Source organism: Lacunimicrobium album (assembly GCF_052161635.1).
Taxonomy (GTDB): domain Bacteria; phylum Planctomycetota; class Planctomycetia; order Planctomycetales; family Planctomycetaceae; genus SXPC01.
Genome location: NZ_CP197413.1, coordinates 1,820,183 through 1,835,030 on the forward strand (window position 1 = coordinate 1,820,183; position 14,848 = coordinate 1,835,030).

Annotated in this window: 9 protein-coding genes; 4 read left to right on the top strand and 5 right to left on the bottom strand. The window is 55.9% G+C overall.

From position 1 onward, the window contains the following. Positions 1-131: 131 nt before the first annotated feature. Both SH248x_RS07225 and SH248x_RS07230 read right to left on the bottom strand, forming a co-directional pair. The gene (locus tag SH248x_RS07225) at positions 132-1,088 is read right to left on the bottom strand and encodes a tetratricopeptide repeat protein (RefSeq protein WP_459557854.1); all 957 of its coding nucleotides are present in this window, start codon (positions 1,086-1,088) and stop codon (positions 132-134) included. A gap of 199 nt (positions 1,089-1,287) precedes the next feature. Next, positions 1,288-3,192, bottom strand: a complete 1,905-nt coding sequence (locus SH248x_RS07230) for a vWA domain-containing protein (protein WP_459557855.1) — start codon at positions 3,190-3,192, stop codon at positions 1,288-1,290. Positions 3,193-3,461: 269 nt separating this feature from the next. On the opposite strand from SH248x_RS07230, the gene SH248x_RS07235 reads away from it, so the two are divergent. After that, positions 3,462-4,247: an alpha/beta fold hydrolase domain-containing protein gene (locus SH248x_RS07235; protein WP_459557856.1), complete on the top strand. Its 786-nt coding sequence runs from the start codon at positions 3,462-3,464 to the stop codon at positions 4,245-4,247. Between the two features lie 30 nt (positions 4,248-4,277). On the opposite strand, the gene SH248x_RS07240 is transcribed toward SH248x_RS07235, so the two are convergent. Beyond that, complete coding sequence (locus SH248x_RS07240; protein ID WP_459557857.1) at positions 4,278-5,204, bottom strand: Rossmann-fold NAD(P)-binding domain-containing protein; 927 nt, start codon at positions 5,202-5,204, stop codon at positions 4,278-4,280. Between the two features lie 483 nt (positions 5,205-5,687). Here SH248x_RS07240 and SH248x_RS07245 point away from each other — a divergent pair, with 483 nt between their 5' ends. From SH248x_RS07245 to SH248x_RS07255, 3 genes are all read left to right on the top strand, one after another. Next, on the top strand, positions 5,688-7,505 hold the full coding sequence (locus SH248x_RS07245; protein WP_459557858.1) for a DEAD/DEAH box helicase: 1,818 nt from the start codon (positions 5,688-5,690) through the stop codon (positions 7,503-7,505). A 299-nt stretch (positions 7,506-7,804) separates the two neighbouring features. Beyond that, complete coding sequence (locus SH248x_RS07250) at positions 7,805-8,269, top strand: MarR family winged helix-turn-helix transcriptional regulator (RefSeq protein WP_459557859.1); 465 nt, start codon at positions 7,805-7,807, stop codon at positions 8,267-8,269. Between the two features lie 197 nt (positions 8,270-8,466). Then, a complete protein-coding gene (locus SH248x_RS07255; protein WP_459557860.1) occupies positions 8,467-9,636 on the top strand; it encodes an esterase in 1,170 nt (389 codons plus the stop codon). A 318-nt stretch (positions 9,637-9,954) separates the two neighbouring features. On the opposite strand, the gene SH248x_RS07260 is transcribed toward SH248x_RS07255, so the two are convergent. Next, positions 9,955-11,400, bottom strand: a complete 1,446-nt coding sequence (locus SH248x_RS07260; RefSeq protein WP_459557861.1) for a DUF1501 domain-containing protein — start codon at positions 11,398-11,400, stop codon at positions 9,955-9,957. 11 nt (positions 11,401-11,411) lie between these two features. Further along, positions 11,412-14,465, bottom strand: coding sequence for a DUF1553 domain-containing protein (locus SH248x_RS07265; protein WP_459557862.1), 3,054 nt, complete (start codon positions 14,463-14,465; stop codon positions 11,412-11,414). Between the last annotated feature and the right edge of the window lie 383 nt (positions 14,466-14,848).

Below are 14,848 nucleotides of genomic sequence, written 5' to 3' on the forward strand. Positions count from 1 at the left end.
CCCCTTCTCCCCTCAAGGGAGAAGGGGTCAGCGCTTCGCTGACGGATGAGGGTGGGGCATAGGCACTCATTCGCCCCCATTTTCCCTAGTAAAGCAACAGCCAAAACCATTCCCAACCGACCATCCACCACTCAATTCAACACTTCCGTAGACGCCGTTCTCACCGGCAGACTAACACCCCGATCATCCGCGGCGATCGTCCGATTCGCCGGAACACCTCGTAAATCCGCCAGCATCGAAAACCCGTCTGGCTCATGGGGATAAAGCCCGACATGGCGCTCCAGAGTCGCGATCGCTGAACTTTTCGCACCCATCTGGTTTTGAATTTGAGCCAGATAAAGCAGCTGGGCCGACCCGGGCTGACTCTCCATTTTCACAGCCGACGAAAGATAATGCTCACTCATCGCCCACTGTTCCATCCCGGCGTGAGCCAACCCAATCTGCCAATACAGTTTTTCCTGTACTCCGACTTCATCCCGACATTCTCTCAGCCCACGCTGCAGGACCTCAACGGCTTCCTGATGCCGCCCCAGTTCCTGGTAAAGTGACGACAACTCCACTGCAACGTCCGAAACAACCGGCTTTTGAGACATCGCCAGCAGGTAATCCGAAATCGCCTCATCGTGACGCTGACGACGTTGCATGATCTTCGCATGCACCATCAACGCATCGACGCGATAGGGGTCAAGCTGCAGAGCCGACTCGACAAGCTCGAGCGCCTTCTCTTCACTTCCTTCATCGTGCATCATTTTTGCAAGACGGGAATACGTACGCGCATCACTCGGAGCCAACTCCTTGCACCGCATCAATTCACTGACAGCAGCCGCATGGTTCTTCTCTTTGGCCAGCACATCCGCCAGCTGATAATGGTTACCAGCGTCATTGGGATTGATACGAATCGCCTGCTCAAGCAACTGACGTGCTTCACACAGATTCCCAGCTTGTTTTGCCTGCTGAGATAATGCCTGCTTCTGGTAAGAATCACTCGATCGCTTCGCCTGCTTCTGATCGACCATCCGGCAGCCACAAAGCAATACGATCCCACCGATCAGACTTCGATTCAGTATTGATCGGAGCAGTTTATCCATCCGTGGATCGCTCTGGTAGGGAAAATGAGTCATCTCTTCTGCAGGGATCGGCTATGTAACTCATTCCCATTGAGCCGGATAGAGCGAATCTGATGCGTTTGTCAGAAATGCATGTTTACCGGACGTGGCTGCCCCCGCAGTCTGCCCCAAATTCCGGGAAACACTCCCCAGGCGTCGCGCGAAACCCCACCCTACGAACCTAAAGCTTCGGCTTAACGCGTTCAGGTGGACGGTTCATGTTGTTCATCCGCATCTCTTCTTCCAGCAACAACATCGGACGATTCGGATCCATCGCCTGTTGATTCGGGATCACCATCGTCCCCTCGCGCCACTCCCAGCCCAGCGGCTGAGACAACTCATGCTTGGCGATCAACGCCCAAGGCGTCCCTGGATGATCATCAATGACCCGCTGCAGATACTGACGAGACAGGTCGACCTGCTTTTTCACCTGTGGACCAGACTCGACTTTATCACTCGGAATCAACCGCCACTGATTGAACTTCTTGGGATCAGAAAACGTCTTCGGAGACGACTTCATCTCCGCCAGCATCACGTTGTAACCGAAAGCCCGCGCGCGAATCGCGAGAGCCCGCCCGAGCGCCAGATCGTAACTCGCCTGCCAGCGAGGCTCTTTAATCGCATCTCGGAACTTCACACCTTGCTCCAAAGCCGTCAGCATCTGAGTCAGACGATAATCAAGCACTGCCAGCGGTTTCTGCGCTTCCGTCAGTTCCGTTCTTAAAATCTCGTCACGATCCGCCCGAAATGCCACCGCAGGAGCCTCAATGCGTTCCACGGACGACGCATTAATCGCCGCAATCAACGCCATCTTCGCAGGGTTCTTCTCGACTTCCGCGCGAATCACTTCCACAGGCCGATAATCCGGCTGGTAAGACCGCATCACCGCAGGATCGAAGTTGTATTCCGCCTTCGAATCGTCGGTAATCATGTAGATCCCGCCCGATTCATTGCACAACCGGGCCAGAGCATAAGGCCCTTGAGCAGCCGACAACCGTTCGAGTGCCAGGTTCTGACTCCCCCAGAACGGAAGATCGAGCAGTTCCTGATAGAACGATTCAGGCCCCTGATCGACATCGACCGGACCAACATACCCGTCCGGATACGTCCAGTCGACTACCCCTTTTTGCTTGCCGAACATCGACGCATGGCCAACACAGTAAACCTTGATCCCGAATCGACGCGTGACGTCGATCAGCGGTTCCAGTTTATTCATATCATCGCCACGCTCGTCGGTGACAATGATGATCGCGATATTCCGACGCTGCTTGGTCTTATAGGCCATCCACTTGTTGATCGCCTGCTCGCAAGCCGTGAAAACCATCTCTTCAGGCTGTTCCAGATTGACTGGAATTTTCTTGATCGCTTCGAGCAATCCATCGATCTTGTCCGAATCAATCGGTTCAGGAGTCAAGACATTCACCTGATGCTGAAAACTGACCGCCGCCGTCTTGAGCGCACCTTCTGCTCCGACTTTCATCAGCCCCAGCTGCTCGTAAACCTGCTTCATCCGCTTGGAAATGTCTTCGCGCTGCTTATTCAGCGACCCCGAAGCATCAAATGCCCAGATCACCAGCGTCGGCTTGTCTTTGACCATTCCCGCAATTTCAAACGCGAGTCGATCCATCGCCCCTTTCACGCCACTGACCCGCTCCGTCTGCCCTGCGACAGCCACCTTCTCTGTCAATTCCGCATTGGAGGGCTGAAAGATCGGAATGGACGTCGGCATGTCGACTTTGAAATAGTCGTTTCGGATTTCTCGTTCGACCACATTTCCTGGCAGCGCATCCCCGGCGTGCATCGTCGCAGCCAAAGCACCACTTCCACTTCCCAGACTATTCGCTCCACCGCCGCCGATCTGATCGGAGGCTTCGCTGGAGAATTTGAATTCCTGGAAGTCAAACTCCGGCTCTTCGCTTTGCTTGTCGATGTCAGATTTGACCAGTAGTTTCTGCGTCTGCTCAATCGTCACATGCGTAATGCTTGCAAACGCCAGCAGCAGCCCGACGTGAACAATGAAGCTCATTCCCCAGGCTTTGACCTCTTCGAAACGCAGTCCTTGGAGTTTCGCAAGCATGGTTCGCATGAATGTTTACCCAGTACGATTTGTTGTCAGCGGAGATGATCGGAAGATGGGATTTTGCGGAGACATCACTCCACGTTAATATAACCCACACAAACTGGCAGATGTTCGAGATTTACTTCCCTCAATTTCCAGTATAGCATCCTAAGCTGCGATGTCATCAAGGTTTATTTCAAATGGAGTGTCTGGAAATTCCAACTTCGCCACGCCAACATACCGTCAGTTCTACCGACGGAACTCCCCTCGCAGTCAATACTTGGGTCCATTCTGACGTGGACGCGTCTTCCCTCACCGGAAGCCCCGGCCCCCGGCATCTCGTCGTCGTCCACGGAGCCTGCGAACACCAGGGACGTTACCTGAAATTCGCAGAAACCTGTCACGAACACGGCTGGAACGTCACGACCTTCGATTTCCGCGGCCACGGCCGATCCGCTGGGCCACGCGTCGATATCACCTCGGTCGATGAATACATCGAGGACCTCAAAAGCGTCATCGAAAACACCGCAGCCTCGCCCCGATCAGTCTCACTGATGGCCCACAGCATGGGCGGACTTGTTGTCAAGCGGGCTTTTCAGACAGGAGCAATCCAAGCCAATCGAGTCGTCTTCAGCTCGCCTCTGGTTGAACTCGCCATCCAGGTCCCGACCTGGAAGCTGACGCTCGGCCGCCTGCTCCTCCACATCGCCCCTCGCACTCGCTTCAAGAACAATATCTCTGCTGAGCAGTTGACCCACGATCCCAATTCCATCCAGGCGCGTCGCAAAGACCCTGACCTCCAAAATTCCGTCACCGCCAGCTGGTTCTTCGCGACTCAAAAGGCCCGCCAGAAGCTCCTCGCGGAAACGTCGCAGTTCCCCGTCCCGGTCCTGATGCTGCAAGCCGCCCAGGATGTCATCGTCTCGCCCAAAGCATCCCGTCATTTCTTCGACAAATACTGCGCCAGCAATCCGCGCAGCCGCTTTGTTTCAATTGAATCGGCTTACCACGAAGTCTTGAACGAAACGACCCGGGACGAAACCATCGATCTCCTGCTGAACTGGCTGGACGAAACCGAATAAAGCGAATCCTGACGGACGATCGCCGACAGACTAACCCAGTCTCGGTCGAAGCTTCTCAATCGTTTCACTCACGCGCGCTGCCCCTTCTCGGAAGATCGCGATTTCATCCGGCTCGAGCTGAGGACGCAAAACCCGCTCGATTCCTTTGCGACTGATCACGGCAGGCAAAGACAGACAGATGTTGCTGACATCGTAATAGTTATCGATCAGCAGACTGACTGGCATCGTATGCTTGAGATTGCGGGCAATCGACTCTGCAATCGTATAGGTCGCCCCCGCGACTCCGTAGTTCGTGTAGCCCTTCTGGGCGTAGATCGTCATGCCTTCTCGTGCGGTGATTCTCGCCATTTCCAGGCGTTTAGAATTCTTGTCGATCTGCTCCCCACCAATGGTCGCCCCCTTGAAAGCAGCGACCTGATTGTCGCCATGCTCACCGACGACATAGGCCCGCACGTCATCCGGGTGAATGGTCAGTTCCTGCGAGATCGCCGCACGAAAGCGTGCACTATCGAGCAAAGTCCCCGTCCCCATCACGCGATGCGAAGGGAAACCAGAGAGCTGGACCGCGAAATACGTGATCACATCGACCGGGTTCGTCACGATGATCACGCTGGCTTTTGGACTCAGCGCCGCCATTTCCGGAAGGCGTGATTTCAGCCGATCAAGATTCGACTCAGCCGCCGCATAGCGAGAATAGTTATCAGCATCATCCGTCGGAACGTGCGTCGAGTCGCTGAAGATCAGGATGTCTGAATTAGCGGTTTCGGCTGTATCACCGGCGTAGACTTCTGTCTGATGTTCCTCGAAGGTCGCGGAGTGGATCAGATCGAGCGCCTCCCCCATCGCAAAATCGCGACGACGCGACACGAGGACGAGCTCGTTTGCAAATCCTTTAAGAACCAGGGCATGTGCGATCGCGCAACCGACATTGCCAAGTCCGACGAGAGAGATCTTCATACTGGGGAATCCTTCACCACAACTGCGAGCTGCACATCCATTCTAAGCGGTTTGCCTCAATTCTCACAGGGACGCCCGCTGACATGTTTTTCGAGTCAGAGGATCGACATTCACCGATGGGATCGAGCCCAAATCCTCGACAAAAGACCTTAATTCAGAAATTTCGAGAACACTGATCAGAATGCCTCTTGTGTCCACACCGGGCTGCGGTATCATTCCGACCTCTGATCCATTACCGGCGGAGACCTCCTTTCGAGAGTCTCCTATAAAAAATCGGGCTATTGGATTGCTGCAGGTCCAATGGTTTTTTAGTGACGCAAGGTTGCGTCCCGCTCATTAGGTCCTGTTCCGTGTCAGGACCTGGCTATTTTTCAGCTCGCTAGATCACAGTCTGCGCGCTGCCTGCCAGATTTCTAACTAACTGCGTACGCCCTCCGACCCCTACTTCTGCGGGCTCGGGGAACGTGCCGTTTGAAAGTGATTATGATTAACGAAGCTTCGTCAGATGTTCCTCAATCTTCAGATGCCCCGCAATCTTCGGTTGTTCCGCCATCTTCAGATGCCCCGCAATCTTCAGATATTCCGCAAGCCACTTGCAAATTCACCGATCTCGGACTGACCGAAGCCGTCGTCCGCAGCATCCTGTCTGAAGGTTACACGATTCCCACCCCGATCCAGGCCGCTGCGATCCCGACCATCATCGAAGGTCGCGACTTCCTCGGTTCTGCTCAAACCGGGACAGGAAAGACCGCTGCGTTTGCACTTCCCATCCTCAACCAACTGATGAATGCCGGCACAGGATCGCTCAAACGCGGACGTCTGCCACGCGTTCTGGTTCTCTCTCCAACCCGCGAACTGGCCACCCAGATCGCAGAAAGCTTCCGCACCTACGGTCGTCACACACGCCTGCGTGAAACAACGATCTTCGGCGGCGTCGGCCAATATCGTCAGGTCAAAACACTCCAGCAGGGGATCGATATCATTGTCGCAGCCCCGGGACGTCTGTGCGACCTGATGCGTCAGGGTCTGATCGACCTGTCGGCCATCGAGTTCTTCGTCATCGACGAAGCAGACCGCATGTTCGACATGGGTTTCCTCCCAGACCTCAAACGCATTACTGCTGCTCTGCCTGAAAAACGTCAGACGATCTTCCTGTCGGCCACGATGCCAGCCGCGATCGAGCAACTGGCCAACGCCGTCCTGCGAGATCCAGTCCGCGTCGACCTCGTGCCGAAGATCAACGTCGTTGAACTGATCGATCAATCGATCTGTTTCGTATCGCAGATGAAGAAAATCGACCTGCTGCTCAAATTCTGCAGCGAGCAGGACGTTCAACGTGCCGTCGTCTTCACCCGCACCAAGCACGGTGCCGACAAAGTCGCTGATCAGCTTCTCGCTGCTGAGGTTTCCTCGGAAGCCATCCACGGCAACAAGAGCCAAAAGGCTCGCGAAAAAGCATTGTACAACTTCAAGGCCGGTAAAGTCCGCCTGCTGGTGGCAACCGATGTCGCAGCTCGCGGGATCGATGTCGATGGCATCACCCACGTCTTCAACTTCGACCTGCCAGACGAAGCCGAAAGCTACGTCCACCGCATCGGCCGCACGGGCCGCGCTGGTGCCTACGGCAAAGCCATCTCGTTCTGCGATGGCCACGAACGCAAACTTCTGCGAGCCATCGAATACCTGACCGACCGTAAAATCACGGTCGACACAGAAAACTCCGATTCACGTGCCGAATCACGCCCATTCGACGATCGTCGCAGCGGCGGCGGCAGCCGTGGCGGTGGATTCCGCGCAGGCAAGTTCGGCGGGAATTACGGTCGCCCACAAGGCGGCGGACGTTTCCGTCAACAGGAAGCCCGCGGCGGTGACAGCGGCTACGCTCCACGCGATGGTCGTCCTGCCCGCGAAGGTGGTCAACAACGTGACGGCTACGCACCACGCGAAGGTTTCGCTCCTCGCGGCGAAGCCCGTCCACAGCGTGAAGGTGGTTACGCCCCACGCGACAGTCGCCCACCACAACGCGAAGGTGGCTTCGCTCCACGCGGTGAAGGTCGCCCACAACGCGAAGGCGGATTTGCTCCACGCAGCGAAGGCCGTCCACAAAGAGAGGGCTTTGCTCCTCGTCGCGAAGGTAAGCCACAAGGCGAAGGCTTTGCACCACGCGATGGATACGCACCTCGAGATGGCAAACCGCAACGAGATGGAAAACCTGCTTCAGGTTTTTCACGCCAGGGAAAACCCGGAGGTGCGCGACCATTTAAGGGTGGCGGTAAAAAAGTGAAGTTCGGAGCGAAGTAAAACTTCACGCCATCTCGCTAACATCGAATTTGAATCACCAAGTGCACACTTCCGCTCTAAATCATTGCGAAGTGTGCACTTGTTATGCGCAGTGATAAAAATTTTATGGAGATTTCCTCTCGCTTCCCGGCGAACATTTCGCCATCGTGGCGGTTATTTCGTTATAATTATGTGGTTACTAAGCAATTAACACATAAGACTATTTGCATTTGTATGCAAGCAGTTTAAAACGTATTTGCTTAACCGGCTGCATGACGTTAGCCTGCTAACAAATCCACTTCTTGACGGAATTCACCTCTATGCCCATCGAACCCTACGATTTCGAGCAAAGCGTCGGCTTCTGGCTCACCCAGACGACCCAAGCCTATCACCGGATTTTTAACGACACGATCAGCCCGCAGGGCATCACGTTTCGTCAGTCCCAGGTCATCGGATGGCTGATGAAAGAGGGACAGCTCACCCAGTCTGACTTGGCCCACCGCATCGGCGTCGAGCCCCCCACACTGGTCGGCATTCTCGACCGCATGGAACGCGATGGCTGGATTGAACGGGTCGCCTGCCCGGAAGACCGTCGCTGCAAACGCATCCGCATTGGTGTGAAAGTCGATCAAGCCTGGCAGAAGATTGTCGAGTGCGCCGTCGAAGTCCGCACAAAATCGGCAGATGGCCTGTCTGCCGAAGAGCAAAACACACTCAAAGGACTGCTGGAACGCGTCTACAGAAATCTGGTTCCTACGGAAGAACGACAAAAAGTCGCCGTCTAGTTTCATCGAGTCGTGTTCCGTTTGATCCGCCTGAGTCATCAAGAGGGAGCGTACGAGGATTGCTCGTCGCTCATTGTCTGATCCCCAACACAAATCAGCAGCACAATGCGTTCGTCGGACGTTGACGAATGCATCCAGCCCAGTCATGCTGACTAGGTCACGCTTTCCCTATCGACCTCCGCGACGAAAGGCATTCTATGCGCTCCTTGGTCTGCTTACTCGGCTTGGCTTTTTCCTTCTCACTCGCTTCTCAGTTGCATGCTCAGGAAAAGAAAGAGCGAGAACTCAACCAGTTTGATTACGTTTCCCCTGAAGTCCATGAAGATGGCCGGGTCACGTTTCGCTTCCTCGCTCCAAACGCAGAGAAAGTCTTCGTCCAATGCGGCGATATGGAACTTGAGAAAGGCCAGTTGCCATTGACGAAGGGTGACAAAGGCCTGTGGGAAGGAACGACCGGCAAGAACCCTTCCGGCGCATACCGCTACAACTTCAACGTCGACAGTGGCATCGCGATCGATCCCGACAACACCTCGACCAGCCAGTCGAATCTGCGTGTCTCCAGCGTCGTTTATGTTCCGGGCTCACCACTGTTTGACCGACGCGATGTTCCTCACGGCGCGGTCTCGGAAATCTTCTACCGCTCGAAGGTCCTCGATATGGACCGACGGATGACCGTCTATACCCCTCCTGGTTATCCCAACGGCCAGGAGAAATATCCCGTCCTCTACCTGATCCACGGCAACAGCGATTCCGATGAAGGCTGGATCTCTGTCGGTCGCGCCAACTTCATCCTTGATAACCTCATCGCCGACGGTAAAGCCAAGCCGATGATTCTCGTCCTGCCAGATGGTCACCAGGGCCCGATGTCGCCCAACTCTCTGAAGGGGGATGAGCGCCATGCGACAGTTGATCGCTTCCGCCAGGAGCTCGAAACAGACATCCGCCCTTACGTCGAAGCTAACTACAAAGTCGCGACTGATCCTGCCCACCGAGCCCTGGCTGGCCTGTCTATGGGAGGCGCCCAGACACTGCACGCTGGTCTGCTCAACCTCAAAGACTACGGTTACCTGGGAGTCTTCAGTTCCGGAGCCATCGGCATCGTCGGCTTCCTCGACCGCCCTGCCGGTCATGATCTCTTCACTTACCATCCCGAACTGCTGACGAACCCACCGAATTCCGATCACGTCAAACTCTTCTGGTTCGGCATCGGCAAGCAGGATTTTCTGCTCTCCACGTCCGACAAGACCGTCGAGAAGCTGAAAGAAGCAGGCTATCCCGTTGAGTACAAAATCACCGAAGGTGCCCACCGCTGGGTGGTGTGGCGCGACTACCTGGCCGAATTCGCCCCACGGTTGTTTCAGGATTAATTGTGATTGGTCATATGCGGGAGGGCGAGGCTCCGTCCGAGCCGCTGTCCCGCGTTGCACATGTTGATGTCGACTCGATGTCGATTTTCACATCTTCGCCTCAGGTCTGAAGGGCCATTTTCAGTCAGCCCAGGATGAAATCCTGGGGTAACGATGACAGAAAGACAATCTCCCGTCCTGTAGGGACGGCTCACGTAGCATTCGCGTTGAATCCGTCCCTACAGGACGAAAACGCCTTTTCCTGCCATGCTCCCAGGATTTCATCCTGGGCTGGCAGAAATCGTCCTTTCAGGACGGGAAGAAGGCATAGGTTCTCTCTCAGGCGAGAATGTCTTTGACGACGTTGCCATGCACGTCGGTCAGGCGAAAACGTCTACCCTGGTATTTGTAAGTCAGGCGTTCGTGGTCGATGCCCATCAGGTGCAGGATGGTGGCGTGGAGGTCGTGAATGTGGACGGGGTTCTCGATGATGTTGTAGCCATGGTCGTCAGTCTTGCCGTAGGTGAGGCCCCCTTTGATCCCGCCGCCTGCCATCCAAAGGGAGAAGCAGCGCGGGTGATGGTCTCTGCCAAAGTTGTTCGGAGTCAATTCGCCCTGGCAGTAGTTGGTGCGACCAAATTCGCCACCCCAGATGACGAGCGTGTCATCCAGCAGGCCGCGTTGCTTGAGGTCGGTGACGAGAGCCGCAGACGCCTGATCGGTCTGCTTGCATTCGGCAGGAAGTCCAGTCGGCAGGCTGCCGTGATGGTCCCAGTCCTGGTGGAACAATTGAATGAAGCGGACACCACGCTCGGCCAGTCTTCGTGCTTGAATGCAATTGGCAGCATACGTGCCGGGATCGCGCGACCCCGGGCCGTACAGGTCGAAGACATGATCGGGCTCGGACGAGAGATCTGTCGCTTCGGGAATGGCGCTTTGCATGCGGAACGAGAGTTCGTGCTGAGCGATACGGGTCTCGACTTCGGGACTGGAATGCTTTTCGAGTTGAGCGGCGTGGAGATCGTGCAGCGCATCGAGCATGCGACGCTTGCTGTTGGTATCGATTCCAGGAGGGTTACTCAGATAAAGGACCGGATCATCGCCGGAACGGAAGCGGACTCCCTGATGTTCCGACGGGAGAAAGCCGTTCCCCCAGTAACGGGCGACAAGAGGCTGTCCCCCTTTATTTTTGGTCGTCATGACGACGAAGGCAGGGAGGTTGTCGTTCTCGGAACCGAGTCCGTAATCGAGCCAGGCGCCAATCGTCGGACGACCGGGGAACTGCGAGCCGGTCTGCATGAACGTCGTGCCCGGGCCGTGATTGATGGCCTCCGTGTACATCGAGCGAATGATGCACAGCTCGTCTGCGATTTTGGCTGTGTGTGGCAGTAACTCGCTGAGTTCGATGCCACTTTGACCGTGCTTGGCGAACTTGAACGGAGAACCAGCCAGGGGAAGACTCGACTGATTGCCACTCATCCCGGTCAGACGCTGCCCACCTCGGACCGATTCAGGAAGCTGCTCGCCATGCTTCTCATTGAGCAGCGGCTTGTGATCGAACAGATCCAGCTGAGACGGGGCGCCAGACTGGTAGAGATAGATGATTCGCTTAGCTTTCGGGGCATGATGCAAAGCTTCGAGGATGCCTTGATCGGCGCGGACAGATGAGGCTTGTCCCATCAGATCCGCGAGCGCGATTGCACCCAGTCCCGCACCAAAGGACTGCAAAATCTGCCGACGCGGCATGAGCAGCGAGGAGTCCAACCCGGTACAAAGTCGTTTCATGGCAGATCCTTTTACCGACGGTTGACAACTTCGTCAAAACTGAAGAGTGCATTCGCGACCGACGTCAACGCCGCCAGCTGAGCCGCATCAATCGACTCGGGCGATTTCGTATCACCAACGCCAAGGTATTGCGTGGTCCGAGTGGCGTCGTCACGGAAATACGACAGTTGATCGCTATAAAGTTTTTTGAGAATGTCAAACTCTTTGTCCGTCGGATAACGGCTTGCCAGCATGCGGAATAAACGGGTCAGCGTCTGGTCGATATCCGCGCTTTCGGCCAGCATTTTCTGACTGACAACACGGGCAGCTTCGACGAACTGTGGCCCGTTCATCAGGACGAACGCTTCGAGCGGGGTCGCGGTCCGTTCGCGTCGCATCTGGCAGACATCGCGTTTGGAGGCATCGAGCGTCATCATGACGGGGGCCGGGTCGGTTCGCTTCCAATAGGTGTAAAGGCTACGACGATACAGCCCGCTGCCGGTACTGCGTTTGACCGGCTTGAAGGAGGCTTCCACTTCATAAGGCTGAGCAGGAGGACCGCCGAGGTCGCGGACCAGCAGTCCGCTGACGGCCAGCGAATTGTCGCGCAGCATCTCCGCTGAGAGTCGGTGTGCCGAGGCTCGCGTGAGGAGAAGATTCTGCGGGTCTTTGGCGAGCGTCTCATCGGAGGCTTCGGTCGACTGCTGATAGGTCGACGACATGACCATCTGCTTGATCAGGCGTTTCATGTCCCAGCCATGGTCGATGAAATCGCGAGACAGCCAGTCAAGGAGTTCGGGATGGGTCGGGTGTTGTCCCTGTCGTCCGAAGTCCTCAGGCGTGCGGACCAGTCCATTGCCAAAGATTGATTGCCAGAGACGATTGACTGCAACGCGCGAGGTGAGGGGATGCGCTGGTGATGTCATCCATTGAGCCAGCCCCAGGCGGTTGCGTGGCAGCGAGTCGGAATAGGGGATCAAGCTGGCTGGTGTGGTGGTCGGAACTTCTTCTGTTTTGGCATCGTAGGCACCTCGCGCCAGGAGAAATGTCGGCCGTGGCTTTTCCATCTCCCGCATGACCATGATCTCCTGCGTGGAATCCTGGGCTTTGAAATACGCTTCACGAGCAGTTTGCAATGACGCGAGCGATTGCTGGTAAGCCTCGTCGCTGGTGGCAAGGTAATACTCTTTCAGTCCGTCCGATGTCGTTGCATTTCCAATCGCCTCGGTCAGGCTCTTCCCGTCACGCAACTGAGCAATTTCAAGCGGCGTCAACTCTCGATGGAAGACACGGAATTCATCCACCAGCCCGTCCGTAAAGCCACGGTCGCGAAACCGCTCGCCGATGGTGATCGTATCGCCGCCACCGCCGGTGATGTTCTTGGTCAGGTTGTCTCGCACGATGTCGACCGGTTCGAGTTTCCCATCAACCCAGATCGCGAGCCCGGAGGCTTTGCTCGATCCATCATACGTGACCGTGACGTGATGCCACTCCTGCACTGACAACCGGTCGTTCGTCCGAATACTGATCGCGTTACCGGGCCAGAAGTGGATCAGAGAGAACGCCAGTTTTCCGTCGTCAATTAGCAGTTCATACCCTCGGCTGCCTGCATCTGTCCAGGCCCGCGAACGATGAAAGACGACCGCCCGTTCTTTCACATCCGGCGTGTGTATCCACAAGCTGACAGAGAATGGCTCATGACGCTGGAAGTTGCCGACGTTGACTGGATAGCCTTTATCGCCAGATAGCTTAACAGCCTGTCCCACACGTCCGGAAACCAGTGTGGTTCCTTCGGCGGGATTGGCTTCAAAGTCATGATACGCAATTTGTCCCGTGAGCGGTTCTGAGGGCTTTGCGTCCTTCGTCATAGCCCATTTCGCGAAGGCCTCATCAGAAGTCGACAAGCATTTTTTCACCTTGCGTTCCGCTTCATCACATGTCGTCTTCAACTCCGCAAACTGCTGCTTGCGTTTCTCATCGGCGAGCATCAACGTCGGCGTCGGGATCGACTCCGTAAAGTAAGAGTAAAGCCCCGCTTCATCGACGTTATCGAAGAACGACGTGAACTGATAATACTCCTTCTGACTGAGCGGATCGTATTTGTGATCATGACAACGACAGCATTCAAACGTCAGCCCGAGGAACGCCGTCCCGACTGTCTGCGAGCGGTCTGCGACATACTCAACACGAAACTCCTCGGGAACGCTCCCGCCTTCTGCTTCCTGCGGATGGAGGCGACAGAACGTCGTCGCGAGAATCTGATCGTCGGTCGCATTCGGCAGTAAGTCACCCGCGATCTGCTGAGTGAGAAACTGGTAGTAGGGCATGTTTTCGTTGAACGCCTTGATCACCCAGTCACGCCACGGCCAGACGAAACGATCCCGATCGACCTGCAGTCCGTACGAATCGCTGTACCTTGCGACGTCCAGCCATTCTGCGGTCATGCGCTCGCCGAATGCAGGGCTGACCAGAAGGCGGTCGACGACCCGTTCATACGCCTGCGCGCTCGTGTCGTTGAGAAAGTCATCAATCTCCGCAAGCGTTGGCGGCAACCCGGTCAGGTCGAAACTGACGCGTCGAATCAGTTGTTCGCGTGTCGCTGGTTTGGAGGGAGAAAGCCCATCTTGTTGCAGGCGAGACAGGACAAACGCATCGATCTCGTTGTGAGCAGTCATGCCCGTCGGAACCGGAGGCACATCGACTTTTACTGGAGCCGTGAACGCCCAATGCGTTTCCCACTTCGCCCCGCTGTCGATCCATTGTCGGATTTTGCTGATGTCCTCGGGCGTCAGCGCATGCGCCGAATCGGGCGGGGGCATCTTCAAATCGGCATCGCTGGACGCAATACGACGATACAGTTCGCTCTTTTCCGCATCCCCCGGAATGATCGCTGAAGCTTTCGCAGCCTCTTCCTCATCCAGTCGAAGATCGGCCTGCCGATTCCCCGCGTCGGGGCCGTGACAGGCAAAGCAGTGATCCGACAGCAGCGGCAGGATCTCGTGTTGAAAAGAAACATCCTCAGCCGCTCGCGAGGTCATCGCAAGCCACAGGATCAACAGGGCAGGGCACACAACAAAACGCAACATGACGACGACTCGTTGATCGAGACCGGCAGGAGGGAGGGCCGGAGGCAGGACGAGACGGTTGCGGACTCCCGTGGAATCGGTCTCCCCACATCAGCAGACGCAATCAAGCTGACAGAGAGTAGCAACGGACGATTTCACAGTATCGGCGTCAACACAGATCGTCAACATCGTTTCTAGCCGAAAGGTGAATGATGTCAGCCGCATCCCGGGTAGTCGGGGTTGCCCCCAACCCACGACGGCGAAGCCGCAAGAACACGACCCTTTGGCCATTGAACGCCCATTCCGTGCATGCTCAATCAGCCGTTCACAGGCCGTCACAGTGGAAGTAGGGTCTTTTTCGTGTTACTCTGCGGCTGTCAGATCGTTCACTCTGAGGAAATAAC